The following is a 26464-nucleotide window of genomic DNA, read 5'->3' as shown; positions in this document are numbered from 1 at the left end:
TATTTAGAATCGTCTCGTGGCACGTCTGACACGCACCGAATCGCAGGCCCGCACCCGGGAGAACCTGCTGAACACCGCCCGCGCGATCTTCCTCGCCGAGGGCTACGCGGGGACGAGCCTGGAACGCGTCGCCGAGGCGGCGGGCTACTCCAAGGGCGCGGTGTACTCGAACTTCCACACCAAATCCGATCTCTGCCTCGAGGTGCTGGCCTCGATCCACGAGACGAAGCTGGGGGAGGTGACCGCGGAGCTGGTGGGCGAGGGCACCCTCGAGGACCGGGTGGGCCGGCTCCGCGTCTGGGCCGAGCGCACCCTGGGCGATGTCGAGTGGACGCTGCTGGAATTCGAATTCGCGGTGGCCGCCCGCGACGATCCGCGCCTACGGGCGGCCATCGCGTCGAATCTGGCCGCGATGCGCGGCATGGTCGCGGCGCAGTTGGCGGGCCTGGCCGCCGATTCCGCCGTCGAGCTGTCGCTACCGGTCGAGGATGCTGCCGACCTGATCCTCAGCGTGGGTCTGGGCGTGGGCATCCAGCGCGCGGTGGACCCGTCGATATCGGTCGCCCTGCTCTCGCACATCGTGCGGATGGTGCTGCGCCCCAGTGTGTCCGGCGATTCGCGCGCCGGAGATCGCTGATCGATCGAGCTGTTCGAGCGGGAGGTGATGCCGGGCCTGCGGTGACGAACCCGGCGCCCGGATCAGTTGTGCGAGAACGGCCGGTGGGGCAGGACCACCGGACCGGGGCCACCGGCGCACCGCCACTGCCCGCCGGTGTAGACGGGCAGCTGCCATGGCGTGTGGCAGTGCAGATTCGGTGGGACGGGCGGGGTGGACGGCGCCGGGTCCGCGGTCGCGCCGCCTGCCAGGGTCGCGGCCGATACCGACAGCGTGGCGAGCACGCCCAGGAGGAGGGCGGCCGATCGTCGAGTTGTCCGGGTCACGGTAGGTCCTTCGGTTGCACTGCCGGGATCGTTAACTCGCGCCGACGACCGTGAGCCAGATGGCCTCGGCGGCGGGGCTGCCCAGATCCACGGTGCGCTCGCCGATGCGCACGGCGATGGTGCCCGCGAAATCGCGGCGCTCGACGACCGCGATCGGGGTGTCCAGCGCGATGCCGACCGAGTCGAAGTAGCGCAGCATGGCCGGATCGAAGTCGGAAATTCTTGCGACGCGGCCGTTTTCGCCCGCCTGGAAATCGCTGAGCTGGCGCGCGGGCGGGGTGGGCACCGCGCCGTCGACCGAGGGGATCGGGTCGCCGTGCGGATCGCGATCGGGGTGGCCGAGCTTGCTGTCGATGCGGTCCATCAGCGTCTCGGAGACCGCGTGCTCGAGGACCTCGGCCTCGTCGTGCACCTCGTCCCAGCCGTAGCCGAGCTCGCTGACCAGGAAGGTCTCGATGAGCCGATGCCGCCGCACCATCGCGATCGCGGCGCGGCGGCCGTCCTCGGTGAGGGTGATCGAACCGTAGCGGGCGTGTTCGACGAGGCCCTGGTCGGCAAGCTTGCGCACGGCCTCGGACACCGTGGACGCCGAGACGCCGATGCGCTCGGCGAGCAGCTTGGTCGACACCTTCTCCTGCGACCACTCCTGCGCGGTCCAGATCACCTTCAGATAGTCCTGGGCGACCGAGGACAGGACGGGCGCCACGCTCCCCGCCGCGGCGCTCGAGTCGGCGAGAACGTGCGGCGCGGCGGCGGTGACGAGTTCACGACGGGTGGCGATATCTCGTTTTCCGGGCACGCACCTGAGCTTAGCCGTGGAAACACCGGGTGAGTGCGACCGGACACAGCCCGCGTACCCCGGGCCGGGTCCGGCTCGCGGGCAGATGACGGCGGCGTGACCAACCGCCGATCCGCACCCTGCGCGGCCGTTAACAAGCGCACCGCGAAATGCTCGGAAGCGCCCGCGGTGATTAGGCTGCCGGTGTGCAGAGATGGCGAAGTCTCGAGGAAATGCCCGCGGATTGGGGCCGGTGTGTGCTCACGATCGGCGTCTTCGACGGTGTGCACCGCGGTCACGCCCAGCTGATCAGCCGCGCCGTGAAGTCCGCGGCCGTGCGCGGGGTTCCCTCGGTATTGATGACCTTCGATCCGCACCCCATGGAGGTGGTGCGTCCCGGCTCGCATCCCGCGCAGCTCACCACGCTGACCCGCCGCGCGGAACTGGTCGAGGAGCTGGGCATCGACGTCTTCCTCGTGATGCCGTTCACACACGAGTTCATGAAGCTCACTCCGGCGCGTTACGTGCACGACCTGCTGGTGGAGAAGCTGCACGTGACCGAGGTCGTGGTCGGTGACAACTTCACCTTCGGCAAGAAGGCCGCGGGCACCGTGGCGACGATGAAGGAACTCGGCGGCCGGTTCGGCTTCGAGGTCGACGGGGTCAAGCTGGTCGGCGAGCACGCGGTCACGTTCTCCTCCACCTACATTCGCGCCTGCGTCGACGCCGGCGACATGGCCGCCGCCGCGGACGCGCTGGGCCGCCCGCACCGCCTCGAGGGCGTGATCGTGCACGGCGACGGCCGCGGCCGTGACCTGGGCTATCCCACCGCCAACGTGGCGCCGCCGATGTACGCCGCCATTCCCTCCGACGGCGTCTACGCCGGCTGGTTCACCGTGCTGACCCCCGGGCAGACCGTGGGCACGACCGAGCCCGGCGAGCGCATGATGGCCGCGATCTCGGTCGGCACCAACCCGACCTTCTCCGGCCGTACCCGGACGGTCGAGGCCTTCGTGCTCGACACCGAGGCCGACCTGTACGGCCAGCACGTCGCGGTGGATTTCGTGGAGCACCTGCGCGGTATGCGCAAGTTCTCCTCGATCGATGAGCTCACCGCCGAAATGGGCCGCGACGTGGAGCGCGCCCGGCAGATACTCATCGCGGCGGAGTGAGGCATGGGGCCGCTGGTGAACTGGATGCTCTCGCAGCTCTCCGGTACCGGCAGCGCGGCGCTGTCGGACGTGCTGACCGCCGTGATCCACGGGCTGTCGGGCTGACCGGGGCGGTGGGGCGGGGGTACGCATTGGCGCGGCCCGGGGCGGGGCACCGCCCGATTCGGCTGGTCGCGGCCCTTCCTGTAAGGTGGTACGTCGGGTTTGCTGCGGTTCGCGGTGGCGCCCGCCCGGGTTCGTCCCGGTCCCTCGAGCGCGGACTGAAACAACAGGAGAGTATTTCGTGGCTCTGACCACCGAGCAGAAGACGGCCATCCTCAAGGAGTACGGCCTGCACGAGAAGGACACCGGTTCGCCGGAGGCCCAGATCGCGCTGCTGTCCAAGCGGATCTCCGACCTGACCGAGCACCTGAAGGTGCACAAGCACGACCACCACACCCGTCACGGCCTGCTGGCCCTGATCGGTCGTCGTCGTCGCCTGTCGAAGTACCTGCAGGCCAAGGACATCGAGCGTTACCGTTCGCTGATCGAGCGCCTGGGCCTGCGTCGCTGATCTCGGAAGAGAGCAACACACCGGCCGGTTGACATGGCAGCCGACGGGGAGGCATACAATCTCCCCGTCGGCTAGTCGTGTATATGGACCCGATCGGGGTCTCGTACAATACCGGCCACAACGCCGTATGCACCCGTCCTCGTGGCGTCGGTCCTCGGTAGTGGCCTTTCGGCAGGACATACGGTCCGCCGGAGGGCTTCGATCGAAGGCCGCCTCCGCGTCGCCGCTTCCTAGGGGGAACCGGTCGGGTGTGTGAGCGGCAGTCAGGGTGACTGCCGCGCGCCCGCACCTGGGTACGGCACATTCTCCAGCCGGGGACATGGCTGGGGGATTACTACAGCCGGATCGCGCAAACGTGCGCTTGATCCGGCGAAGACGAGAGGTTGAGAACAGAAAATGTCAGACACAGTGACCAGCACCGCCGTAGAGGTCGAACCCGGAGTGTTCGAATCGGTGGCCCTGATCGACAACGGGTCCTACGGCACCCGCACCGTCCGCTTCGAGACCGGACGCCTGGCCAAGCAGGCCGCCGGCGCGGTCGTGGCCTACCTGGACGACGAGACCATGCTGCTGTCGGCCACCACGGCCGGTAAGCACCCCAAGGACCAGTTCGACTTCTTCCCGCTGACGGTGGACGTCGAGGAGCGCATGTACGCCGCGGGCCGCATTCCCGGCTCGTTCTTCCGCCGCGAGGGCCGTCCCTCCACCGACGCGATCCTGACCTGCCGCCTGATCGACCGCCCGCTGCGCCCGTCCTTCGTCGACGGCCTGCGCAACGAGATCCAGGTCGTCGTCACGGTCATGTCGCTGGATCCCAAGGATCTGTACGACGTGGTCGCCATCAACGCGGCCTCGGCGTCGACCCAGATCTCGGGCCTGCCGTTCTCCGGTCCGGTCGGCGGCGTGCGCGTCGCGCTGATCGAGGGCCAGTGGGTGGCGTTCCCGACCGTCGAGCAGCTCGAGGGCGCCGTGTTCGACATGGTCGTCGCGGGCCGGGTCGTCGACGGTGACGTCGCGATCATGATGGTCGAGGCCGAAGCCACCGAGAACGTCATCGCCCTGGTCGAGGGCGGCGCGCAGGCGCCGACGGAAACCGTTGTGGCCGAGGGCCTCGAGGCCGCCAAGCCGTTCATCGCCCGGCTGTGCCGCGCGCAGCAGGACCTTGCCACCCTGGCGGCCAAGCCCACCGAGGAGTTCCCGCTCTTCCCGCCGTACGGCGAGGACGTCTACGTCGCCGTCGAGGGCACCGCGAAGCGCGAGCTGAACGAGGCGCTGTCCATCGCGGGCAAGCAGGAGCGCGACGAGAAGACCGACGAGATCAAGCTCGCGGTGCTGTCCGAGCTGGCCGAGACCTTCGCGGGCCGCGAGAAGGAGATCGGCGCGGCGTTCCGCTCGGTCACCAAGAAGCTTGTGCGCCAGCGCATCCTGACCGACGGCTTCCGCATCGACGGCCGTGGCCTGGCGGACATCCGCGCGCTCTCGGCCGAGGTCGCCGTGGTGCCGCGGGCGCACGGCTCGGCGCTGTTCGAGCGCGGTGAGACCCAGATCCTGGGCGTCACCACCCTCGACATGGTGAAGATGGCCCAGCAGGTCGATTCGCTCGGCCCGGAGACCAGCAAGCGCTACATGCACCACTACAACTTCCCGCCGTTCTCCACCGGTGAGACCGGCCGCGTCGGCTCGCCGAAGCGGCGCGAGATCGGCCACGGCGCCCTCGCCGAGCGCGCGCTGGTGCCGGTGCTGCCCTCGCAGGAGGAGTTCCCGTACGCCATCCGTCAGGTCTCGGAGGCGCTGGGCTCCAACGGTTCCACCTCGATGGGTTCGGTGTGTGCCTCGACCCTGTCGCTGCTGAACGCCGGTGTGCCGCTGAAGGCTCCGGTCGCGGGCATCGCGATGGGCCTTGTCTCGGACGAGATCTCGAACGACCAGGGCCAGTCCGAGACCCGCTACGTCGCGCTGACCGACATCCTCGGCGCCGAGGATGCCTTCGGCGACATGGACTTCAAGTGCGCCGGCACCCGCGAGTTCGTCACCGCGCTGCAGCTGGACACCAAGCTGGACGGCATCCCGTCCAAGGTCCTCGCGGGCGCGCTGAACCAGGCCCGCGACGCGCGCCTGACCATCCTGGACGTGATGGCCGAGGCCATCGCCACCCCGGACGAGATGAGCCCGTACGCGCCTCGCGTCACCGCGATCAAGATCCCGGTCGACAAGATCGGCGAGGTGATCGGACCCAAGGGCAAGGTCATCAACCAGATCACCGAGGAGACCGGCGCCAACATCTCCATCGAGGACGACGGCACGGTGTTCGTCGGCGCGACCGACGGCCCGTCGGCGCAGGCCGCGATCGACGCGATCAACGCGATCGCGAACCCGCAGCTGCCGAAGGTCGGCGAGCGTTTCCTGGGCACGGTCGTCAAGACCACCGCCTTCGGCGCGTTCGTCTCGCTGCTGCCGGGTCGCGACGGCCTGGTGCACATCTCCAAGCTGGGCAACGGCAAGCGCGTGGGCAAGGTCGAGGACGTGGTGAACGTCGGCGACAAGCTGCGCGTGGAGATCGCCGATATCGACAACCGCGGCAAGATCTCGCTCGTTCCGGTCGAGGAAGAAGATTCGGCGAGTGATGCATCCGACAACACTGCTGCGGTCGAGGCCGGTGCCGAGTAAAGATTCTCGTGTGAAGAAGAACGCGAAGCCCCCCCTGCTCACTGGCGAGCAGGGGGGTTCGTCTCTCCTGAAGACCACGATCGACGCACCCCTGGCCGACAGCGGGGTGCGGCGCACCGTGCTGCCCGGCGGGCTGCGCGTGGTCACCGAGCATGTGCCCGGGGTGCGGTCGGCGTCCATCGGGGTGTGGGTCGGCGTCGGCTCGCGCGACGAGGGCCCGACGGTGGCCGGCGCCGCGCACTTCCTGGAACACCTGCTGTTCAAGGCGACTCCGACCCGCTCGGCGCTGGAGATCGCCCAGCGCATGGATGCGGTGGGCGGTGAGCTGAACGCGTTCACCGCGAAGGAGCAGACCTGCTACTACGCGCACGTGTTGGACGAGGACCTGCCGCTGGCGATGGACATGGTCTCCGACGTCGTGCTGAACGGTCTGTGCCGTACGGAGGATGTGGCGGTCGAGCGCCAGGTGGTGCTCGAGGAGATCTCGATGCGCGACGACGACCCCGAGGACATGGTCGGCGACGCCTTTCTGAGCGCGCTGTTCGGCGACCATCCGGTCGGGCGCCCGGTGATCGGCACGGTCGAGTCGATCGAGTCGATGACCTCGGCGCAGCTGCGCAGCTTCCATCAGCGCCGGTATCGCCCGGAGCGGATGGTGGTCGCGGTGGCGGGCAACGTCGAGCACGAGCACACGGTCGAGCTGGTGTATCGCGCCTTCGCCGATCGCCTCGATCCCACCCGGGATCCCGCGCCACGGCGCGAGGGCCGCTTCCGCGCCCACACCCCGCCGCGGCTGGAGTGGGTCGGGCGCGACAGCGAACAGGCGCATCTGGTGTTCGGGGTGCGCGCGTTCGGGCGGCACGACGGCGAGAAGCGCTGGCCCCTTTCGGTATTGAACACTGTGCTCGGCGGTGGCCTGAGTTCGCGCCTGTTCCAGCGCATCCGGGAGGAGCGCGGCCTGGCGTACTCGGTGTACTCCAGCGTCGACACCTTCGCCGATACCGGCGCGTTCTCGGTCTACCTCGGCTGCCAGCCCGAAAACCTCGCGCAGGTCGCGAGTCTGGCGCGCGGTGTACTGGAAGAGGTTGCCGTGGACGGCATCACCGATGCCGAATGCGCCCGCGCCAAGGGTTCCCTGCGTGGCGGTCTGGTGCTGGGCCTGGAGGATTCGGGCTCCCGCATGAACCGCATCGGCCGCAGCGAGCTCAGCTACGGCAACCACCGCAGCGTCTCGGAAACCCTGACCCGCATCGACGCGGTCACCACCGAGGAGGTCACGGCGGTGGCCCGCAAACTCCTCTCGCGCCCGTTCGCGGCGTCGGTGGCCGGCCCATATCGGCGCACCCGGGATCTGCCGGTGTCGGTGCGCAGAATGGTGGAGTGAGGACTCCCCGGCGCCGAGAAGTCGCCCCGGCGCCGGCCCCGTCATCACCGGCGGCACCTTCGGCGTCGCCCCGTGGGGTCTGGTGTCGGGCGTCGGTGCGGAACTTGCGGCATCGGATGACGGTGTGACGCAGCATGTCTCGGACATGTCAGTTGGCGAAGCCGCCGGGCATCGTCTGATGACGGGAGGGCTCAGATCGACGCCGGGGGATCGGCGTTGGCGCCGAGCAGGGCGATGGCGGCCTCGACCGTGACGTCCACGAGGGTCTCGATGTCGCCGCCGTCCTCGACGGTGATGGCGATCAGCTCGCGGAATCCGCCGAAGACGATGGTGGCCATCTCGCGGCTGGGCCGGTGCAACCCGCTGGATTCGAAAGCTGTTGAGCTGGCCAGGTTTTGGATCAGCACGATGAACGCCTCGGCCGCGCCGCGATGCAGCTGCCGGGCGAGCTCGCCGAGGGCGGGCGAGTCGCGAATCCAGGACAGGGTGATCCACGGATCCTCGCGCGAGGCGCCGATCCACGCCTCGATGGCCTGGCGGACCTGGGTGCGCCAGGGCGCGGCGGCGTCGACCGCAGCGGCGATGTGCGCGATCATCTCGGTGTTGCGCTCGGTCATGAGCGCTACGAAACAGTCCTGCTTACTGCTGAAGTGCTCGTAGAAGGTGCGCCGGGAGGTGCGGGCGTACCGCACGATGTCGGCGACGGTGGCCTCGGCATACCCATTCTCGCGCACGGCCACGGCCATGCCATCCAGGAGCCGCCGCCGGAAAGCGGATTCCGGCGACCCCTCCTCGACGGGGCTGCGGGCGGGCTCGGTACGGGTCACGGAACACAGATTAGTGTGCCGATGCCGACGACCCGGACAGCGGCCGGTCGCACCCCTAGTGGCCGCACCCTACGCGGTGGCGTGTTCGGATCCATGCTCATGCTCGCCGACCACCTGCGGCTCGCGCCGCTCGAACCGCATCGCACCGTCGGCGATCCGGCCGTGGCGCAGGGTGTAGACGTCCTGCGCGTAGTTCATGCCCAGCCGCCAAGGCTGCCGGGTGCCTGCCGAGGGGAACCGATCCAGCGCCCGCAGCACGTAACCGGCCTGGAAGTCCATCAGCGGCCGGCGGTCCACCGCCGGATCGGGCGTCGGCGTGCAGCTGTCGTAGCCGCGCGCGTCCATGTAACGCAGGAGGCGGCAGACGAATTCGGCGACCAGATCGGCCTTGAGCGTCCAGGAGGCGTTGGTGTACCCGATGGTGAACGCGAAGTTCGGGACATCGCCGAGCATCATGCCCTTGTAGGCCATGGTTTTCGGTAGTTCGACGGTGCGCCCGTCGACCCGCAGTTCGATGCCGGCGATCGGCAGCAGATCCAGACCGGTTGCGGTAACCACGATGTCGGCCTCGAGTTCGGCGCCGGACTCGAGGCGGAGTCCGTCCGGGGTGAAGCGCTCGATGCGATCGGTGACCACCTCGGCGTTGCCGTGGCGAATGGCCCGGAACAGGTCGCCGTCGGGCACCAGGCACAGCCGCTGATCCCACGGGCCGTAGGTGGGTTTGAAGTGGGTGTCGACGTCGTATCCGGCGGGCAGCTGTTTGACGGTCTGGCTACGGATGAAGCCGCGCATCATCGCCGGACGGCGCTGGCTGAGCTGGTAGATCAGCGTGGCGACCGCCACGTTCTTCCAGCGCGTGATCGTGTAGGCCCGCCGCGGACCCAGCAGTTCGCGCAGGCGGTTGGCCACGGCGTCCACGCTGGGGAGGGACAGGATGTAGGTCGGCGAGCGCTGCAGCATCGTCACCTTCGCCGCCGATTCCGCAAGCGCCGGAACGAGAGTCACCGCGGTGGCGCCGCTGCCGATCACGACCACGCGCTTCCCGGCATAGTCCAGATCCTCGGGCCACTGCTGGGGATGCACGACCCGGCCGCGGAATTCGCCGATGCCCGCGAACTCCGGCGTGAATCCCCGGTCGTACCGGTAGTACCCGCCGCACACGTACAGGAAATCGCAGGTCAGTTCGGAGGTTTCGCCGTCGTGCTCGATCCGGACCGTCCAGCGGGCCTGCGAACTCGACCAGTCCGCGCCGATCACGCGGTGCCCGAACCGGATTCGCTTGTCGATTCCGGCCTCGGTGGCGGTGTCGCGCACGTACTGCAGGATCGACGGTCCGTCGGCGATCGCCTTGGCGTCGGTCCACGGGCGGAATCGGTAACCGAGGGTGTGCATGTCGGAGTCCGACCGCACGCCCGGATAGCGGAACAGATCCCAGGTCCCTCCGATCGCGTTGCGTGCCTCCAGGATCGCGTAGGTGCGCTGCGGGAAGGCGTCCTGCAGATGCCGGGCAGCCCCGATGCCCGACAGTCCCGCTCCCACGATGAGGACATCGACGTGTTCGGTCATCGGGCGGCCCTCCGTGCACGCGCTTGGCCGGCTCGCATCACGAGCCCGAGCACGTCGTAGTAGTGGGTGGGGGTGATGCGGGTGATCGCGTCGAACAGGTACGCATCCGGGCCGACCAGGATCCGCGCCTTACCGGATTCGACACCGCGGCAGATGATTTCGGCTGCCTTGTCCGGCGAGGTCAGGGTGACCGCCTCGAATTCGGCGGCCATCTGCTCGGGGGTGCGGCCCATGCCGAGGGGATCCTTGCGGATCCGGGCGTTGCGCGCGATGTTGGTGGTGATCCCGCCCGGGTGCACGGTGACCGCCGAGACCCCGGTGCCCCTGAGCTCCTGCCGCAGTGCGTCGGTGAAGCCGCGCACCGCGAACTTGGCCGCACAGTAGGCACTTTGATGGGGGATCCCGCCGAGACCGTACACGCTGGAGGTGTTCACGATGACACCGAAGTTCTGCTCGACCAGCAGGGGCAGGAAGGCGCGGGTGCCGTTGACTACGCCGTCGAAGTTGATCTGCCGCAGCCATTCGTCGTCCTCGGGCACCGCGTCGAGAACCGAGGAGGACACGGCCACGCCGGCGTTGTTGAACACCGCGGCCAACTTCGGGGATGGTGAGCCGGCGGAGCTGGCGGGGTGGGTGGGGACAGTCCGATCTATCCACTCGCGCACCTCGTCGGCGAAGGCCCGCTGGTCGGCGGCGTCGCGAACGTCGAGCACGCGGGTCAGTACGGGACCGCCGAGCGATTCGGCGGTCTGCTTCAGCCCGGCCTCGTCGAGGTCGGCGATCGCCACCGGAGAGCCACGGCGGGAAAGCAATTGGGCCAGGCCGCGGCCGATGCCCGAGGCGGCGCCGGTGATCATAACGGGGTGGCCGGACAGTGGTCTGGACTTTCGGGGCATCGGTGGTCCTTCTCAGCGTGGGTGTGCGGGGCTGGCGGATTCGGCGGCGCGGATGTGGTCGTGGATAAGGTCCGCCAGGGTGGGCCACAGCTCGGCGGGCAGGTCGTGGCCCATGCCCGGCAGCGTGTGCCGCCGTGCGCCGGGGACGGCCCGTGCGGTCGCGGCGCCACCGCTGGGATGCACCATCCGGTCGCGGTCGCCGTGCAGTACCAGGGTGGGTGTGGTGATCCGGGTCAGCTCACGGGTTCTGTTGCCGGACTTCATTATTGCCGAGAGCTGACGGCCGCTGCCGGGAGCCGGGCGCGGGTCGCGGTCCCAGACCCGTCCCGCGGTGGCGCGCACCGCGGCCGCGTCGAATGGATATCCCGCCGAGCCGATGTGCCGGTAGATGCGCTCGGCGCGATCCACATGCTCGTCCCGCGATCGCGCGGGCTTGCCGAGCAGATAACGCCACGTGGACCACGCCGGCCGGCCGTACCGGAATCCGCCCGGGCCGGAGATGATCGAGGTGAGCGAGGCGACGCGGCCTCGATGGCGGGCGGCGACGGTCTGCGCGATCATCCCGCCCATCGACATGCCCGCCAGATGCGCCCGCTCGAATCCCAGCGCATCGAGCAAACCGACGGTGTCGGTTGCCATGTCACCCAGGTCGTACTGATCGCGATGCCAGCGGCGGCGCAGCAGGTCCGGCGGCGCCGGCGGCGGGAACGGCAGATGTGTCGACGTGCCGACGTCGCGGTTGTCGAAGCGGACGACGTCGTATCCGCGCTCGGCGAGTATCCGGCACAGATCGTCGGGCCACTCGTGCAGCTGCTGCCCGAGTCCGGCGATCAGCACCAGCGGGCTGCCGTCCGCACGGAATCGCTGATAGGTCAGGGTGATTCCGCGCCCGACGTCGGCGGACTGTTCGATCACGCGGTCACCCGCTCGGATTCGGTTCGCTCCGGGGCGGGCGCGGGGGTGCGGCGATACACGACCGCGCGTCCCTTCTGTGCGGGCACCAAGGCGACTCCGCGCCAATGGGTCCGCTCGTCGGGCGCGGTGGTGGGCTCCAGGGTGAAATCCCGCAGCAGCGTGCGCAGGACGACGTTCATCTCCATGGTGGCGAAGGCGGCGCCGATGCATCGACGCGCGCCGCCGCCGAACGGAATCCAGGTGAAGGTGCCGGGCCGCACGCCGACGAATCTATCCGGATCGAAGGCGCGCGCGTTGGGGAACAGCTCCTCGTTGTCGTGCATCAGCCGGATGTTGAGCGCGATCCGCTGGCCCTTCGGCAGCGTCCACCGCCCCACCTCGAGCTGGTCCGCGACGACCTGGCGCGCGGTCATATCGATCACCGGCCGCACTCGCTGCACCTCGAGCAGGGTGGCCTCGAGCAGTTCCGAACCGCCCTCGTCGACCTCGGCGACCAAGCGGCGCAACACATCCGGATGCCGCCGCAGCCGTTCGACGGTCCAGGCCAGCGTGGTGGCCGTGGTCTCGTGCCCGGCGGTGAGCAGGGCGAGCAGCTCGTCGGCGATTTCGCCGCGGGTCAGTGCGGACCCGTCGTCGTAGCGGGCCAGCAGCATCATCGCCAGCACGTCATTGCGTTCGGACAGTTCGGGATCGGCGGCGGCGCGATCGATCAGCCGACCCACGATCTCGTCGTAGCGGGCCCGCAGGACGGCGAATCTGCCCCAGGGACCGAAGCGGCCCAGCATCTTCTGCGGCATCGGCACCGCGACCAGCGCCGAGCCGACCAGCACCACCTTCGGCAGCAGTTCGCGCAGCTGCTCGAATTCCGCTCCCTCCGCGCCGAATACGGCGCGCAGGATGACGTTCAGCGTGATCCGCATCATCGAGTCCATTGTCGCGAATTCCCGGTTCGATGGCCAGGATGCCATCTCCCGCACCGCTTCCTGCTCGATCAGCTCCTCGTACACGCCCAGGCGCCGCCCGTGGAAAGGCGGGGCGAGCAGCTTGCGGTGCCGGCGATGCTCGCTGCCCGACAGTGCGAAAAGTGAACCGGGACCGAGCACTTGGCCCAGATTGACGTCCATGTTGTCCGAGACGTCGGTCCCGGCGAGAAACACCGACTTGACCTCCGCCGGATCGGACAGCACCACCATCCGGCCCAGCCGCGGCACGGACACCGTGAACGCCGACCCATAACGCTGATGCAGCCGCCGCCACCGCTGCGTGCGTCGAGTCAGCACCTCCAGACCCTGCACGATGGTCGGCGCCGAGGGTCCCGGGGGAAGTTTGATAGCGGCCATGGGGACTCCTGTCCGTGGTACGTCTCTGTACCAAGGAACGGTACGCTTACGTACCGGCGGTGACAAGAGGTCGGGATCTTGATCTACCGACCCGGGACCGGATTGTCTCGGCGTCGCACATCAACCACCGCGTCGAGTAATTCCGTGTGCTCTACGACCGCGGCGAATCATGCGCTGTGGGTACGGCTTTCACCTCGTCGATGGGTACCTCCTCGCCGCAGTGGCGGCAGATCGTCCGCTGGCGAACCTCGCCGCCGCAGCCGGCGTGGGCGGTTACATCGGCGCGGAGGTCGCCCGGTCCTTCGCCGCGGAGGGTGCGCGGGTCTTCCTCGCGGGCCGCAGCCGCCCCGCGCTCGGCGTCGACTGAAATGCTCGCCGATCGCCGCGCCGAATTTCGCTGATCCTGTTCGGGGCGTGGCTGTTTCGCCGAGTGCTCAGCACATCCAGCAGTAGAGCGAGTGGTTCTGCCCGGTGGCTGTTCGTGCGAGCTCCGCGACGTCGCTCAGGAGAGCGTCGATCATTTCCGGGTCGAAAGGTGCTCCGGTGCTGGTGGTGTCCTGCTTCCAGCGGGTGCCGATCTCGGCCAGGACGGCGGGATCGGCCGTCGTCAGCGCCTGCTGGAGGGTGGGGGAGGCGGCGTATATCGCGGAACCGCTCTCGCCGTCGGTCACCGTGCGTGGTTCGTCCGCGCTGACGAGATCGTCGAGTGATCGTCCGGTGAACAGGCTCTCCCATTCGGCGAGGGCCTGGAAGACGAGGAAGTTGCCGTAGTCGGTGACGGCGGGGAAGTGGTCCTCGGGGCCACCCTCCAATACCGTTGCCGCGGTGTCGTCGTCGGGCGCGATGAAGAATTCGACCAGAATGCTCACCGGTCGATGGTGCCCTGCCGATCGCCTCGACGCATGGCGACGTCGCCGCGACCGGGGCGGGCGCGGTTCCCGGACGGTGCCGGCGCGGTGTATTCCGCGCCGGCACCGCAGCCGGCTACTTCGGGTCGAGCACGAATACCGGGATCTGGCGGTCGGTCTTCGTCTGGTACTCGGCGTAGGGCGGGTAGGCCTCCACGGCCCGGGCCCACCACTCGGCTCGCTCGGCGCCTTCGGCCTCGCGGGCGACGTATTCGTTCGTCACTGTGCCGTCCTGCAGCGGAAACTCCGGGTGCGCCTTGATGTTGTAGTACCAGGTGGGGTGCTCGGGCGCGCCGCCCTTGGACGCCACCACCGCGTAGCTACCGCCGTGCTCGACCCGCATCACCGGGGTGTAGCGGAGCTTGCCGGTCTTCGCGCCGCGCAGGGTCAGCAACACCACCGGCGACCCGAGAATCTCGACGCCGGCCGTGGTCCCGGTCTCGAGGATCGTCTTGGTCTGGTCCTGCACCCAGTCCGTAGGACTCAGTTCTGCGGATTCGCTTGCCATGCCGAATTCTAACATTCCTTGCGTCCGCCCTATTCCCGCGCCGTCAAGATATGGCGTGTCGCCCCGTAAAGCAGAAGCGACCACTGTCACGTACCTCTGTACCTACTAGTATGTATAGTGTTCTGTATGAGTACGCGAGACAACCTCATCGAGAGCACGCGGGCGCTGCTGTGGGAACGCGGCTATGTCGGCACCAGCCCGAAGGCGATTCAGCAGCGGGCCGGGGCCGGTCAGGGCAGCATGTACCACCACTTCACCGGAAAACAGGAGCTGGCGCGCGCCGCGATCGATGTCACGGCCGAGGAGCTGTGCGCCGGTGTCGACGCGCAACTCTCCGGTCCGGGCAGCGCGCTCGAACGCCTCTCGGCCTACCTGCTTCGCGAGCGAGATATCTTGAAGGGCTGCCCAATTGGTGGACTGACCCAGGACCCGGACATCATTGCCGCACCCGTCCTTCGCGAGCCGGTCGAGCGGACCCTCGCCTGGTTGCGCACGCGCCTGGCGGGCGTGGTGGCGGAGGCCGTCGACGCCGGTGAGCTGAGCTCGGCTCTCGAGCCCGCGGCCACGGCGTCGGCGATCCTGGCCACGTTGCAGGGCGGGTACATCCTGGCCCGCGCCGCCAACAGCTCGGCGCCGTTCGAGCAGGCGGTCGAGGGCATCCTGGGCCTGCTCAATTGTCATGCCGCGCACTGAACATCGAACAACACCCAATCGAAGGAACTCAGCAAGCATGCGTATCTCCCGCGCACCCCACACCGCCGTGTCCGCCTCGTCCGAGTGGATCACCGGCAATGCCCGCATCGAGGAACTCGCAGCACCCGATGGGCCGTCGCGAACCCAGGTCGACAGCGTTCGCTTCGCGCCCGGGGCCCGCACGCGCTGGCACCGCCACCCACTTGGACAGGTGCTCGTGGTGACCGCCGGCACCGGCCTGGTGCAGCGTCGGGGCGCACGGGTCGAGACGATCCGCGCCGGTGACACGGTCCGGATCGAGGCCGGTGAATGGCATTGGCACGGTGCGACATCCGACAGCGCGATGACCCATGTGGCCATCGAGGAACTACCCGGGGACGGGCGCGCGGCCGAGTTCGTGGAGGCGGTGACGGACGCCGAATACAACGGTGGCACTGGGGAACTCGCCGAGCCGACGCCCCCGATGAGTCGGGTGATCGTCATGGATCAGAAGCTGCCGGAGTCGCTGGCCACCCAGCGCGTCGAAATCCGGCGGATCGCCATCGCGCCCGGGCATCCGGCGGGGCTGCACATTCACAACGGGCCGGTCTTCGGCAACATCGAGACCGGCTCGGCGATCTACCAGATCGAGGGCGAGCCCGAGTCGGTGCTCACGCCGGGTGATGTGTTCTACGAGCCGGAGGGTGTGCGTATCGCGCGCTTCGACGCCCAGGAGGACGGCGTCACATTCCTGGGGTACTTCCTGCTCGCCGACGGTGTGGATGCCGGTCTCGTGGACCCCGACGCCCGACAGTAAGCAACTTCGGTTGACTAGCGCGATTTAGTCAACTACGGTTGCTTGCATGTCGGAGATCGAGATACCCACCGCAGTCGAGGATCCCGCTGACGCGCTGGCCGCCGTGGTGGCGCTTCGCCGCCTCGCCGATCTGCTCGAGGATGCGGCGGTCGAGCGGGCGATGCGGGCCGGGTGGGGGTGGCCGCGCGTCGCCGAGGCCCTCGGCGTGACCCGGCAGGCCGTGCACAAGAAGCACGTCAAGCGGCTGATCGCCGCGGGCGTCACACTGAGGAGGCGGTGACCGTGGTTGCCATGGGCACAGGCAAATTCATCAATCCGGTGCTGGCGAGAAGTCGCCTCGAGGCGCAGCGGGACGGTTCGGCGACGGTCGAGGCGCCACACCTGCTGCTGGCCCTCGCGGCGAGCGACGATGCCACCGTGCGGCGGGCGCTGACGGCTGTCGGGCTCGACCACACCGCGATTCGCGACGCACTCTTTCGCGAATTCGAGCACAGCCTGAGTCTGGTCGGCGTCGCCGAGCTCGCCCGCGGGCTGCCGCGTCCCAGCGCCACACCGGATCCGGCGTCGGCCCTGGGCGCATCGGCGAAGCTCGCCATCGCCCGGGGCGTCGAGGCCGCGGCCGATCCGCGGGACTTCCGGCCCGCCCACCTGCTGCAGGGCATCGTGCGCGCGCAGGCCGGAACGGCCACGCGGGCACTGGATCTCATCGGAGTCGATCGTGCCGAGCTGGATGCGCAGGTATCGGCCGCGTTGGGGGAGGCGTGAGCATGACCGACGAACCCCTGGTCGACGTCGAGGGTCTGGCAATGAGTTACGGGGACCGGACGGTGCTGCGCGATGTCACGTTCGCGGTGCGGCGCGGCGAGGTCCTGGCGCTGCTTGGCCCCAACGGTGCGGGTAAGAGCACCACGATCGAAGTGCTGGAAGGCTTTCGGATCCGTTCGGGTGGACGGGTCCGGGTGCTCGGAGTGGATCCGGCGCATGGGGGCGAGGATTGGCGTGCGGGCATCGGCGTCGTACTGCAGTCGTGGCGTGACCACGGTGCCTGGAAGGTGCGGGAACTGCTGGCACACTTGGGTTCCTACTATGCCCGCTACTCCGATGCCTCGTACTCGCGGCCCTGGAATGCCGAGGAACTCGTTGCCGCGGTCGGGCTGAACGAGCAGGCGCATACCAGGATTCGGCGGCTGTCCGGCGGACAGCGCCGGCGCCTGGACGTGGCCATCGGCCTCGTGGGCAGGCCGGAACTGCTTTTTCTGGACGAGCCGACGACCGGATTCGACCCACAGGCCCGCTACGAGTTCCACGACCTGGTGCGGGGTCTGGCCCGAACCGGCCGTATCACGATCGTGCTGACCACCCACGACCTCGCGGAGGCGGAAAAACTGGCCGACCGCATTGCCATCCTCGACGACGGGCGGATCGTCGCCGACGGCACCCCGGCTCAGCTCGCCGCCACGATCGTCGGCCACGACACGGTCCGATGGCGTTGCGATGGAACGTCGTTCGAGAAGTCCACGCCCGCCTCGACCGGATTCGTCCACGACCTGTTCTCCGAGCACGGCCGTGCCATCACCGATCTCGAGGTCCGCCGGGCCACGCTCGAGGACACCTATCTCGCGCTGGTGCGCCACGCCGAGGACGCATCTCTTCCGGAGGCATCATGATCCCGACCGCCGTGCGCTGCGGTACTCGACGCGGCCTGATCGAGCTGCGGCAGGCCTTCGCCGGTACCGCCATGATCGGCCAACTTCTATGGCCGGTAGCGACATTGGTGTCCATCTTCGTGTTCCGTAACCGGCCGCTGCCCGGTAACGGCACATTGGGAGCGTTCATCCTGCCCAGTGTCCTGGGAACCTATGTGGCGATGGGGATGCTGCTGGTGATCCAGTACCTCGCCGTCGAGCGCGACGACGGAACCCTGTTGCGGGCCAAGTTGATCCCGGGCGGCATTCAGGGCTATCTGATCGGCAAGATGGTTACCGTATCGGCCACCGTCGGGGTCTATCTCGTGATCGTCGCCGGTCCCGGACTGCCGCTGGTCCACGGATTGGCGGTCGGCAGCGTCGGCGCCTGGCTGACCCTGGCCTGGGTTGTCCCGCTGGGACTTCTGGCCACACAGCCCATCGGGGCCATGCTCGGCTCGCTGGTTTCCGGCCCTCGCGCGGTCGGATACGTATCCGCCGTCGTCATGGGCATGATCGCGATCTCAGGCATCTTCTACCCCGTCACCGCGATGCCGCGCTGGCTGCAGTGGGTGGCCCAGGTATTCCCGGTGTACTGGCTCGGCCTGGGCATGCGCTCGGCGCTGCTGCCGCACGATGCGCTCGCCGCCGAGCTCGGACATTCCTGGCGGCATGTCGAAACCGCTGCGGTACTGGGTGTCTGGGCCGTGGCGGGCATGGTCTCGGCGCCCGCGGTGCTGCGCCGGATGGCCCGCCGCGAATCCGGGTCGGCGCTGGCGGTCCGCAGGGAACGGGCATTGCGGCAGGCAGGCCGATAACCGGACCGCCGCGGCGCTGGTGGCGTCGAAGTTCGGCGAGCAGTTCGCCAAGGACGCAGGTGACACCGCATGGCATGCGGTCGAGCGCCTCCGCAAGCTGGTCGCCGACAAGGTTCGTCATGACCCCGAAGCTCTCGAAGCACAGGCCACGGTAGCGCATCGGATCACCGAGGCTGCCCGCGCGGACTCGAGGTTCGCCAACGAAGTGGACGCGCTGGTGTCCGCCGCGCGGAAGGACAGCTCGGCCGACATCTTCATCGCGCAGGCATTCGACGATGCGCGGCAGGTGAATATTCACGGCGACAACACCGGCACCATCAGCATCGGCTGAATCGGTGGCGGAGTTCCGTGACAACTCGACGCACCCGAGGCGGAGGAGGTAGTGGCTTACCTCACTGCATTGGAACGAGACCAGCCGTAGCGCAGTAGGTTCCGTCGGGTCGGATGTTGCGCGCGTGCAGATAGATTGTGTCGTAGGCGATCCAGCCGCCGCTGGTGCAGGACATGTCATGATTGTCGTTGTGGCTGATCCCGAATTGGCTGTAGCCCAGTGTAACTGGTGCGTGTCTCCCGGCGCGCCGCGTGCGAGATGGTTCGGATGAAGTCAATCACGTTCTGCCGCTATCATTCTCGAGACGATACGATGGTCTACGGGAAAGAGCTTCGCCATGATACTCCTCGCCCTTCACGACGTAGTTCACGCGCAGCTCGGCAATCCCACCCCGCAGACCCCGCCCGTGGCGGACAAGCTCATGAAACTCGTGCGGTACTTCACCTGGTTCGTGATCCTGTCCGGCATCATGGCAATCACCTATGCCGGAGGCCATTTTGCCTGGGAGAAGTGGACCGGCGGCGGCTCGCAGTCGCCGAAGATGGTGGCGGGGGCGATGATCGGCGGAATCGTGGCCACCAGCGCGGGGACGATCATGAATGCGGTGATCGGCTAGCGAACCGCGGGCTAGCCGACAATGCGGAGAAAGTCCAAGAGCGCTTCGTTGACCTCTTCCGGTCGTTCCTGCTGAATCCAATGTCCGGTGTCGGCGAGCACGACCGGGTCGGTCAGGTTGGGGACCCGCTCTCGCATGCCGGTCGGGTCGGTGAAGCGAACGGCGGTGTCCAAAGCTCCGCCGATGAACAGGCTGGGCTGGGTGATCGTGCCGGTGCCGAGTTGCGGCAGCAGGTGCCAGTCGCGGTCGGCGTTGCGGTAGCGGTTGAGGCCGCCGGTGAATCCGGTTCGCTCGTACTCGCCGACGTAGTAGGCGAGATCGGCGTCGGTGAGCCACGTCGGCAGTGTCGTCGGTTCGGGAATCTCGTTCAGCAGCACCGCATTACGCGGCAGGCCGGTCAGCAACCGGACACCCAGGTCACCGGCGTTGCCGGACAGGCCGTACATCACCAGTCGCAACGTCCGCGTGACATCGGCCGAGAAGGCGGCCTCTGCCACCCCGGGCTCCTGAAAGTAGAGCATCCAATTGAACCGCTCACCGGCCTGCGCGCGCAGGACGGTCGGGAGCGGGTGTGGCGTGCGCGGGCGGTACGGCACGCTCAACGCGGCAACGGCGGAGAATCGATCGGGGTGCATCTCGGCGGCCGCCCATGCGGTGTTCGCGCCCCAATCATGACCCACCACAACGGCTGTCGATTCGCCCAGCGCATCGAGCAGGCCCACCGCGTCTGCGACATGCTCGGTCATTCCGTAGTCCTCGAGCCGCGGCGGCGCTTCTGTCCGGCCGTGACCGCGCAGATCCGGCGCGACCGCGTGATAACCGGCGGCCGCCAGGGCCGGAAGCTGATGCCGCCACGAGTACCAGAGCTCGGGGAAACCGTGCAGTAGCAGCACGAGTGGGCCGCTCCCGGCCTCGGCCACGTGCATCGACAAGCCATTGACAGTGATGGTGCGGTGCTCGACAACGTCCATACCCTCACTCCACATCGTGGGAGCCGAGGGCACATCCGCATGCCGTCGTCACCGTAGCTACGCGCCGCGGCGTATTGAACCGGTCCGAGAGTGCTCGGATGCCGCTGGGTCTGGCGCCCGAAGATCAGTTCCCCGCCACGCCCGCTACGACCGACGCGATCCGCAGCAGATGAACATCCGGGTTGGCGCAGGCGCTGCCATGCCAGGGTAGGTAGAGCGAGTCGGTGTTGTCCGGTGGGTAGATCCGCAGGCCCGCGGTGGTGATCTGATGGCACCTGTCGCCGTAATTCCCGGCGGCGGTGATGCGGAGTACGGCCGAGGCCGTCCCGTTGACCTCCAGGGTGACCGTCGGCTTCGGTGTGTCTCGATCGGCCGGGGCGCCGATCGGGTCGCCGCTGGGGCTGTCGGCGAACGAGACCCCGGGGAATCCGGTCAGAGTGCAGGGTGCGGTGCCCGCGTTGACGAAGATGAGCGGGGTGTACGCGTGCCCCGCCGCTCCGTCGGATCGGCCCGTGGACAGCCTCAGGTCCGCGGTGCGGCACAGCGCGGGGCCCACGGGGGTGGACGTGGACTCGGTGGTCGTCGGGGCAGGCGTGGTGGCGCCGGTTGACGTGCCCGGGGTCGCGGACGTGATGACGGGCGACGGGGTGGGGCCGGAGCTTTCCGAAGCGCATCCCGCCAGTGTCAGCGTCCCCACCGCGAGCAGCGCCACGGCGGTTGTCTTCAAGGCTGTCATCAGTCCCTCCATATCTGATTGCAACCAGCACAGGGCGATTCGGCCCCCACGTGCTGCGAGCACCAGAAATGGCGGTGCCGCACCTGTCTATCGGATGCCGCGCCCGCGAACGTAACACCGACGACCGACACCCGGTGCGTGACCGGGGGCCGTGAGCCATGTTCCCGGATGTTGCGTTCCGGCGATGGGTTTTGCGGGCGCGCGTCGTCTCAATGCACCGGCGGAGGTCGCCGAGCAGATGGCAACGGCCCTGTCCCGGTGGTGACCATCGCGGGCAAGAACAGCCCGGATTGGATGCAGCGCTCGGGCACCGATCAGGCCGCCGCGATCCCGGGTGGCCAGGCGCGGCTGCTCGACGGCTACGACCACTGGATCCCGGCCGAGGCGATCACCCCTATGCTGATCGACATCTTCAGGACGAACTGAGCCGAGTACGGGAGGATTTCGGATGAGCAGAACGACAATTTCCGCCGCACGAGTCACGATCGGGGTCATGGCGGTCCTGGGCTCTGCCGCGGTAATCGGTTCCGGCACAGCCCATGCCGCACCACAAGATTGTGTCGTCACCCGGGACTTGTTCGGCGCGCGGGCGGCGTGCCATGACGCCGACGCACCCGCCGGCAGGGAGTACACCCTCGTCGTCGAGTGCGTCGGCCTGCACGGAATACCGAATGCTTTCCCGCTCATGGCCATTGGTCCATACAGCGGTTCGTGGAGTGGTTCCTTCGCTCCGTCCGGCCAGGGCACAGCCACGTGTATGGGGCCCACCAGCATCGGGACCACCACCAATGCTTACGTAGCGATATATCGCGACTGATCGGACCGCAGCGCCGAACTCCGGGCGGCTTGAATGCTGCGCGAGAACGTCTGCCGCCCAACGTCACTGGGCGTGGGAGACGGGTGTGGGCGGTAGAGTGCGGGCAGTGACGTCCTGTTCACCTGACGCGGCGGCGACCCGCGACATGTCGCGCCCGGCGCGCGTGCGCGCCTATGGCGCCGTCTCCACGGCCCTGGCGCTGCACAGCGATCACGCGTTGCGCGAGCTCGTGGACGCGGCCGCACCGATCGGTGCCGGTATCGGCGGGAAGTCGGCGCTGCTGGAGGTCGCCGGAACTCCGGTTTTCGTGAAGCGAGTACCCCTCACCGACCTGGAACGACAACCCGAGCACGTCCAGTCCACGGCGAACCTGTTCGACTTACCGCTGTTTCACCATTACGGCGTCGGCCTCGTCGGCGGGGCGGGCTTCGGGGCCTGGCGCGAGCTCGCCGTGCACACCATGACGACGAACTGGGTGCTCGCCGCCGAACACGAGGGCTTCCCGCTGATGTACCACTGGCGAGTGTTGCCGGACACGACGCCGCTGCCGGAAGAACTCGCCGATATCGATCGTGTCGTCGCCTATTGGGACGGCCGACCGCAGGTACGCCACCGGATCGAGGCCCGCCGGGACTCATCGGCGAGCATCGCGCTGTTCCTCGAGTACATCCCGCAGACCCTGCACGAGTGGCTGAACACCCGGATCGAGGCGGGCGGCGAGGCCACCGACCGGGCGTGCGCCCTGGTGGAGCGGGAACTGGCCGCCGGCACTACGGTCTCGCGCTCTCCTCCATGTTCGACCTCTCGCCGCAGGAAGCCGCGTTCTTCGACCGGAACCAGAGCTATGACCGCGGCTTCACCGCCAACTATCTGGTGAACTGGCTGCTCACCGCCCTGTACGGGCTGAAAGGCCGGGAGACACGCGCCGCGATGGTGCGCGCCATCGCCAAGGGCACGCCGCCGCAGGACATCCCCGAGGGAGCCGCCGCGATCCTCACCCGGCACGCGCCGATCGCCGCGGCGATGTCCGCATTCACGCGTGCGTTCCAGCAGCAGAGTCGAAGCACCCCGTATCCGGACCAGGAGATCCGCCGCCTGCTGGACGGCCAGGCCCCTGTGTTCGCTCAGACCATATGCGGCGGCTGACGCAACGTGACCGCCACCGTCGGAGTCGGCGGACTGCTCGCCGAGCGTCATCCCGACACCACCGGAGAACGGTCAGGCGACCGATCGCCGATCGTTGCTGGTGTGTCAGTGCGGCTTCGGAATTCGTTTGCCCGGCGCGGCGGAGAAGCCGAGAATGATTCGGTGCTGGTCTCCCTGATGTCGTTTCTGATCGCCTGCACCGCAGTTGCCGCCGTGCCTGGACAAAGCACAGCGTTGATCATCCGCCAGTCGATTCGTGGCGGGAGGCGTGCGGGTATCGCCACGGTCTTGGGCAACGAGACCGGAGTGTTCTTCTGGGGCTGTGCTGCGGCGTTCGGCCTTACGGCGCTGCTCAGCGCCTCGCAGATCGCCTATGACGGCATGCGCGTCGTCGGCGTGTGTGTCCTGCTGTGGTTCGGCGTGCAGTCTTTTCGCTCCGCACGTCGGATGAAACACGACGGAGTCGATGGCGAACATCCCGAAGCCGTCGTCGACCGTGGGTCGTCGGCGCTGCGTTCCTATCGCGCGGGCGTGCTCACCAATCTGGCGAACCCGAAGGCGGCGATCTTCGCGATGTCGTTTCTGCCGCAGTTCGTCCCCGCGCATGCGGAGAAGCTGCCGACGATGATCCTGCTGGCCGGCGTATGGGCCTGCTACGAGATCGGCTATTACTCGGTGTACGTCTGGTCCGTGCACCGCATGAGCTCCTTCTTCAGCCGCCGTGCGGTCCGCCGGCGGATGGAACAGATTTCCGGGACCGTGATGCTCGGCCTCGCCGCCCGGATGGTCCTGGAGAACGGATAGACCGCGGCGAGTTTGCGCGCTCGATCTTCGAAGGCCACTGGATCCGACCCCGATCGCGAGGATGCAATCGCCTGACCGCTTGGGGCACAACATGATCAGGGCGCTTCCGATCTGTGAATGGTCCATGAGAAGGTAGCCTCCGGGAACAATCCAGGGAGGACTCTGCGCATGATCATCTTCGGTACCAGGAGCTACCTGTATCAGCTGGCGATGCTGCTGCTGGCGTGCGGGCGCTGCGGCAACACCGCCGCCCACGTCCTGCGTAAGCGCGAGACGAAATTCACGCTGTTCTTCATCCCGCTGTTCACGACCTCCACGACGTACACGACACAGTGCACCTACTGCGGAATCCAACAGCAGGGCACCGAACAACAGGCGAACCAACTGCTGGCCTACGCCAATCAGCAGCCGTACGGACAACCTCGGCCCTCCTACCAACCCTGATCGGCGCCTCGAGCGGTTGTTTCGTGCCGTGAAGCTGCGGCCGGTCCCGCTTGCAGGCAGCCGGTCCCCCTCACCGATGCCGTGCGGTGGGTAAGATTGTCCCGCAGTCGATCCCGTCCGTGGGGCGGTGACGGGATCGGATAGCATCGTGTGACTTGCGAGCTATGAGGGGGAATCGTGACGCAGACACCTGGGCAGTGGGCCGGTCGGCCGCAGCCCACCGGCCAACCGACATACGGTGTGCCGCAGCCTTATCCGACACCCCGCGTGCCCCAGCCGTATCAGTCCGCGCCGGGGGTGCACGGTACCGTGCCCGAAGCACCGCCCCGGTCCGCCCCTCAGGGCGGGTTAGCGGCACCGCAGCCGTATCCTGCCGCAGCGCAACAATATTCGCAGCCCTCGGGCTACCCGCAGGGCGCTTACGGTGGTACTCCACCGACCGGGGGTCTCGAATGCCGGGTCTGTGGTGCCGGGCCCGCCGTCAAGGCGACGTTCGTGGGCATCACCGGATTCGCTGTGGCATGGACGGTTCGGCGGTGGCGCGGTCCGTACTGCCGGACCTGCGGGCTGGCGACGTTCCGGGAGGCGGTGTCCGAGACGCTGGTCGGCGGTTGGTGGTTGATCGTCGGGTTCGTTGTCGTGCCTGGGTACGTGCTGGCCAACCTGTTCGGACGATCCCGGGTGTCCGGCCTGGGGGAGCCGTCGGGTCAACGATCGCAGCCTGCCGTGCCTGGTCCGCCGGTTCTCGCGCGCCCGAAGGTCCAGATAGTTGCGGTCCTCGGGATACTGCTGTGGGTGTTGTTCTTCGTCTTCGCGAAGTGGAAGCCCTAGAGCGGCTGTGTGCCGAAGCTCGTGTAGCCCGACTGGGTTCATGGGCGGCGGCGGGAGGAGTCGGGGGTGATGCGATCCGCGGCAACAAGGGTGGTGAAGGCGGCATGTTTGCGGGGGCAGGTGTGGTCTCGATGGAGCTGCATGCAGCGGTGGGCCTCGGGGACGGTTAGTGGGTGTTTCGGTGTTGTGCAGGTGAATTCAGGGGGCCAAGAGATCGGGCGGAGGCGGCAGTGGGGTGGGGTGGGAGTGCGGGTCGGGTGGTGTGGGCGGTTCGGGGGCCAGAGGCAGCCGATGCCGAGGAGGATGGCGGCGGCGCCGGTGAGGGCGGACAGAACGCTGGAGGTGATGTCCCAGGGCGTCATGGGGTGCACCGCCCGTCGCCGTGCTCGCGCAGGTCCCGGGTGAGACGCTCGAGGCCGTCGAGAATCTGCCGGAATGGTTGGGGCTCTGGGACATTCGGACTGGTCGGATCGGCTTCCCCGGGGTTCTCGGGTCGGGAAGAGGTTTCGTGCGGCCTCGGGCCGGTACCGTCGGCCGGGTCGTGGTCGTTCGGGTGTGGATCGGGGTGGACCGGGCTGATGGCGGGATCGTGCGGGTTCGGGTTGGCCGAGCCGGTGCGGTCGGACAGATTTGTGCTGGTGGGGTCGGGGAGGCCGCGGCGGAGGGCGCGATCGCGTGGGCTCGTGTCCGTCGGAACTACGTGGCCGTGGTGGATGAGGGTGGTGTATGCGACCCATTTCCAGGCGCACAGGTCTATGCGGCAGGTGCGGTGAAGTTGCATTTGGTGGTGTGCCAGGACGAGGTCCGCGTGCGGGCAGATCTCGTCGGGGACTACTACGGTGTTGCCGGTTCTGGTGTAGTACAGCATGTTCGGTCCCCTCGGTGGATGGGCGGCGGTGTGCCGGAGTGGTGACTGGCCGATTACCTCGGACGTATGGGGTGGAGGTGATTTTCGGTCGGCTCGCCGAGCTGATCGTGCGAAGGTGTCGATGGTGCCCATTGAGCGGTGGGGGTGGTGGCGGCTCGGGCCCATGTTGTTGGGGGACAGACGGTTTCGAGATCCACGGCGGTGCACGCGCGCGCGGGGTTGTCGTCCACGTGGGCGAGGTCGTAGATGATGAGGGTGTCGATGGCCAGGTCTGCCGCGATGCCGAGGGCATAGGCGAGGGGATCGACGAGGTGTGCGGGTGGGTGGTTGGGTCGACCACAGGCGCGGTGGTCGAGTTGCCTCGACTCCGTTTCCTGTGGCCGCCCGCCGAACCGGACGTGCGAGTTTCCCCGCATCCGGCTCTCCATGGATTTCATGCCAGTGCTCCTGTG

33 protein-coding genes are annotated in these 26464 nt (G+C 68.1%); 20 read left to right on the top strand and 13 right to left on the bottom strand.

Going from position 1 to position 26464, the window contains the following annotated elements:
- Nucleotides 1-16: 16 nt before the first annotated feature.
- On the top strand, nucleotides 17-637 hold the full coding sequence (locus KO481_RS32845) for a TetR/AcrR family transcriptional regulator (RefSeq protein ID WP_215922386.1): 621 nt from the start codon (nucleotides 17-19) through the stop codon (nucleotides 635-637).
- A 62-nt stretch (nucleotides 638-699) separates the two neighbouring features.
- On the opposite strand, the gene KO481_RS32840 is transcribed toward KO481_RS32845, so the two are convergent.
- Nucleotides 700-942: a hypothetical protein gene (locus KO481_RS32840; protein WP_215922385.1), complete on the bottom strand. Its 243-nt coding sequence runs from the start codon at nucleotides 940-942 to the stop codon at nucleotides 700-702.
- Nucleotides 943-973: 31 nt separating this feature from the next.
- Entirely contained in the window at nucleotides 974-1648 is a 675-nt protein-coding gene (locus KO481_RS32835) for a metal-dependent transcriptional regulator (protein ID WP_215922572.1), read from the bottom strand.
- Nucleotides 1649-1926: 278 nt separating this feature from the next.
- Between KO481_RS32835 and KO481_RS32830 the strand changes: the two genes are divergently transcribed.
- From KO481_RS32830 to KO481_RS32815, 4 genes are all read left to right on the top strand, one after another.
- Nucleotides 1927-2892: a bifunctional riboflavin kinase/FAD synthetase gene (locus KO481_RS32830; RefSeq protein WP_215922384.1), complete on the top strand. Its 966-nt coding sequence runs from the start codon at nucleotides 1927-1929 to the stop codon at nucleotides 2890-2892.
- Between the two features lie 283 nt (nucleotides 2893-3175).
- The gene (gene rpsO, locus KO481_RS32825) at nucleotides 3176-3445 is read left to right on the top strand and encodes a 30S ribosomal protein S15 (RefSeq protein ID WP_215922383.1); all 270 of its coding nucleotides are present in this window, start codon (nucleotides 3176-3178) and stop codon (nucleotides 3443-3445) included.
- Nucleotides 3446-3841: 396 nt separating this feature from the next.
- Entirely contained in the window at nucleotides 3842-6112 is a 2271-nt protein-coding gene (locus tag KO481_RS32820) for a polyribonucleotide nucleotidyltransferase (protein WP_215922382.1), read from the top strand.
- The gene (locus KO481_RS32815) at nucleotides 6069-7496 is read left to right on the top strand and encodes a M16 family metallopeptidase (protein ID WP_215922571.1); all 1428 of its coding nucleotides are present in this window, start codon (nucleotides 6069-6071) and stop codon (nucleotides 7494-7496) included. Before KO481_RS32820 ends, KO481_RS32815 begins: the two co-directional genes overlap by 44 nt.
- A gap of 191 nt (nucleotides 7497-7687) precedes the next feature.
- Here KO481_RS32815 and KO481_RS32810 read toward each other — a convergent pair whose 3' ends face one another.
- The 5 genes from KO481_RS32810 to KO481_RS32790 form a co-directional block, all read right to left on the bottom strand.
- Nucleotides 7688-8323 (bottom strand): TetR/AcrR family transcriptional regulator, encoded by a 636-nt coding sequence (locus KO481_RS32810; RefSeq protein ID WP_308166856.1) that lies wholly within the window; start codon nucleotides 8321-8323, stop codon nucleotides 7688-7690.
- 69 nt (nucleotides 8324-8392) lie between these two features.
- The gene (locus KO481_RS32805; protein WP_215922381.1) at nucleotides 8393-9889 is read right to left on the bottom strand and encodes a flavin-containing monooxygenase; all 1497 of its coding nucleotides are present in this window, start codon (nucleotides 9887-9889) and stop codon (nucleotides 8393-8395) included.
- Entirely contained in the window at nucleotides 9886-10785 is a 900-nt protein-coding gene (locus KO481_RS32800) for an SDR family NAD(P)-dependent oxidoreductase (RefSeq protein ID WP_215922380.1), read from the bottom strand. Before KO481_RS32800 ends, KO481_RS32805 begins: the two co-directional genes overlap by 4 nt.
- Nucleotides 10786-10797: 12 nt before the next feature.
- Complete coding sequence (locus KO481_RS32795; RefSeq protein WP_215922379.1) at nucleotides 10798-11700, bottom strand: alpha/beta fold hydrolase; 903 nt, start codon at nucleotides 11698-11700, stop codon at nucleotides 10798-10800.
- Nucleotides 11697-13040 carry a cytochrome P450 gene (locus KO481_RS32790; protein WP_215922378.1) on the bottom strand — a complete coding sequence of 448 codons (1344 nt, stop codon included), beginning with the start codon at nucleotides 13038-13040 and terminating at the stop codon, nucleotides 11697-11699. The genes KO481_RS32795 and KO481_RS32790 overlap by 4 nt, the downstream gene beginning before the upstream one ends.
- Nucleotides 13041-13260: 220 nt before the next feature.
- Here KO481_RS32790 and KO481_RS32785 point away from each other — a divergent pair, with 220 nt between their 5' ends.
- Nucleotides 13261-13407: a hypothetical protein gene (locus KO481_RS32785; protein WP_215922377.1), complete on the top strand. Its 147-nt coding sequence runs from the start codon at nucleotides 13261-13263 to the stop codon at nucleotides 13405-13407.
- A 67-nt stretch (nucleotides 13408-13474) separates the two neighbouring features.
- Here KO481_RS32785 and KO481_RS32780 read toward each other — a convergent pair whose 3' ends face one another.
- Both KO481_RS32780 and KO481_RS32775 read right to left on the bottom strand, forming a co-directional pair.
- The gene (locus KO481_RS32780; RefSeq protein WP_215922376.1) at nucleotides 13475-13909 is read right to left on the bottom strand and encodes a hypothetical protein; all 435 of its coding nucleotides are present in this window, start codon (nucleotides 13907-13909) and stop codon (nucleotides 13475-13477) included.
- A 115-nt stretch (nucleotides 13910-14024) separates the two neighbouring features.
- The gene (locus KO481_RS32775; RefSeq protein ID WP_215922375.1) at nucleotides 14025-14456 is read right to left on the bottom strand and encodes a nitroreductase family deazaflavin-dependent oxidoreductase; all 432 of its coding nucleotides are present in this window, start codon (nucleotides 14454-14456) and stop codon (nucleotides 14025-14027) included.
- A 126-nt stretch (nucleotides 14457-14582) separates the two neighbouring features.
- Between KO481_RS32775 and KO481_RS32770 the strand changes: the two genes are divergently transcribed.
- The 8 genes from KO481_RS32770 to KO481_RS32735 all read left to right on the top strand — a co-directional run bounded on the left by KO481_RS32770 (nucleotide 14583) and on the right by KO481_RS32735 (nucleotide 19395).
- The gene (locus KO481_RS32770) at nucleotides 14583-15149 is read left to right on the top strand and encodes a TetR/AcrR family transcriptional regulator (protein WP_215922374.1); all 567 of its coding nucleotides are present in this window, start codon (nucleotides 14583-14585) and stop codon (nucleotides 15147-15149) included.
- A 37-nt stretch (nucleotides 15150-15186) separates the two neighbouring features.
- On the top strand, nucleotides 15187-15945 hold the full coding sequence (locus KO481_RS32765; RefSeq protein WP_215922373.1) for a (R)-mandelonitrile lyase: 759 nt from the start codon (nucleotides 15187-15189) through the stop codon (nucleotides 15943-15945).
- A gap of 46 nt (nucleotides 15946-15991) precedes the next feature.
- Entirely contained in the window at nucleotides 15992-16225 is a 234-nt protein-coding gene (locus tag KO481_RS32760) for a hypothetical protein (RefSeq protein WP_215922372.1), read from the top strand.
- Nucleotides 16226-16236: 11 nt separating this feature from the next.
- Nucleotides 16237-16710 carry a Clp protease N-terminal domain-containing protein gene (locus KO481_RS32755; RefSeq protein WP_215922371.1) on the top strand — a complete coding sequence of 158 codons (474 nt, stop codon included), beginning with the start codon at nucleotides 16237-16239 and terminating at the stop codon, nucleotides 16708-16710.
- A gap of 2 nt (nucleotides 16711-16712) precedes the next feature.
- The gene (locus KO481_RS32750; protein WP_215922370.1) at nucleotides 16713-17612 is read left to right on the top strand and encodes an ABC transporter ATP-binding protein; all 900 of its coding nucleotides are present in this window, start codon (nucleotides 16713-16715) and stop codon (nucleotides 17610-17612) included.
- Nucleotides 17609-18448, top strand: coding sequence for an ABC transporter permease (locus KO481_RS32745; protein WP_215922369.1), 840 nt, complete (start codon nucleotides 17609-17611; stop codon nucleotides 18446-18448). Before KO481_RS32750 ends, KO481_RS32745 begins: the two co-directional genes overlap by 4 nt.
- Nucleotides 18449-18467: 19 nt before the next feature.
- The gene (locus KO481_RS32740) at nucleotides 18468-18779 is read left to right on the top strand and encodes a hypothetical protein (protein WP_215922368.1); all 312 of its coding nucleotides are present in this window, start codon (nucleotides 18468-18470) and stop codon (nucleotides 18777-18779) included.
- Nucleotides 18780-19116: 337 nt separating this feature from the next.
- Complete coding sequence (locus KO481_RS32735; RefSeq protein ID WP_215922367.1) at nucleotides 19117-19395, top strand: hypothetical protein; 279 nt, start codon at nucleotides 19117-19119, stop codon at nucleotides 19393-19395.
- 11 nt (nucleotides 19396-19406) lie between these two features.
- Here the strand turns inward: KO481_RS32735 and KO481_RS32730 are convergent, their stop codons facing one another.
- A complete protein-coding gene (locus KO481_RS32730) occupies nucleotides 19407-20366 on the bottom strand; it encodes an alpha/beta fold hydrolase (RefSeq protein WP_215922366.1) in 960 nt (319 codons plus the stop codon).
- A gap of 124 nt (nucleotides 20367-20490) precedes the next feature.
- Nucleotides 20491-21102, bottom strand: coding sequence for a DUF4232 domain-containing protein (locus KO481_RS32725; RefSeq protein ID WP_215922365.1), 612 nt, complete (start codon nucleotides 21100-21102; stop codon nucleotides 20491-20493).
- A 261-nt stretch (nucleotides 21103-21363) separates the two neighbouring features.
- Between KO481_RS32725 and KO481_RS32720 the strand changes: the two genes are divergently transcribed.
- From KO481_RS32720 to KO481_RS32695, 6 genes are all read left to right on the top strand, one after another.
- Complete coding sequence (locus KO481_RS32720) at nucleotides 21364-21528, top strand: hypothetical protein (protein WP_215922364.1); 165 nt, start codon at nucleotides 21364-21366, stop codon at nucleotides 21526-21528.
- 497 nt (nucleotides 21529-22025) lie between these two features.
- A complete protein-coding gene (locus KO481_RS32715) occupies nucleotides 22026-22796 on the top strand; it encodes a hypothetical protein (RefSeq protein WP_215922363.1) in 771 nt (256 codons plus the stop codon).
- Nucleotides 22793-23065 carry a hypothetical protein gene (locus KO481_RS32710; protein ID WP_215922362.1) on the top strand — a complete coding sequence of 91 codons (273 nt, stop codon included), beginning with the start codon at nucleotides 22793-22795 and terminating at the stop codon, nucleotides 23063-23065. The genes KO481_RS32715 and KO481_RS32710 overlap by 4 nt, the downstream gene beginning before the upstream one ends.
- A gap of 162 nt (nucleotides 23066-23227) precedes the next feature.
- Nucleotides 23228-23869 carry a LysE family translocator gene (locus KO481_RS32705; RefSeq protein WP_215922361.1) on the top strand — a complete coding sequence of 214 codons (642 nt, stop codon included), beginning with the start codon at nucleotides 23228-23230 and terminating at the stop codon, nucleotides 23867-23869.
- A gap of 168 nt (nucleotides 23870-24037) precedes the next feature.
- Nucleotides 24038-24313 (top strand): zinc-ribbon domain-containing protein, encoded by a 276-nt coding sequence (locus KO481_RS32700; RefSeq protein ID WP_215922360.1) that lies wholly within the window; start codon nucleotides 24038-24040, stop codon nucleotides 24311-24313.
- Between the two features lie 495 nt (nucleotides 24314-24808).
- A complete protein-coding gene (locus KO481_RS32695; protein ID WP_215922359.1) occupies nucleotides 24809-25144 on the top strand; it encodes a hypothetical protein in 336 nt (111 codons plus the stop codon).
- A gap of 358 nt (nucleotides 25145-25502) precedes the next feature.
- On the opposite strand, the gene KO481_RS32690 is transcribed toward KO481_RS32695, so the two are convergent.
- Together KO481_RS32690 and KO481_RS32685 are read right to left on the bottom strand one after the other, a co-directional pair.
- Nucleotides 25503-26012 carry a hypothetical protein gene (locus tag KO481_RS32690; protein ID WP_215922358.1) on the bottom strand — a complete coding sequence of 170 codons (510 nt, stop codon included), beginning with the start codon at nucleotides 26010-26012 and terminating at the stop codon, nucleotides 25503-25505.
- Between the two features lie 53 nt (nucleotides 26013-26065).
- Complete coding sequence (locus KO481_RS32685; RefSeq protein ID WP_215922357.1) at nucleotides 26066-26449, bottom strand: hypothetical protein; 384 nt, start codon at nucleotides 26447-26449, stop codon at nucleotides 26066-26068.
- Nucleotides 26450-26464: the final 15 nt, after the last annotated feature.

Origin of the sequence: Nocardia albiluteola (assembly GCF_018860155.1) — a bacterium.
GTDB classification, from domain to species: Bacteria; Actinomycetota; Actinomycetes; order Mycobacteriales; family Mycobacteriaceae; genus Nocardia; species Nocardia albiluteola.
The sequence above is the reverse complement of the archived record's forward strand: the minus strand, read 5'-3'. Positions and strand labels throughout refer to the sequence as shown.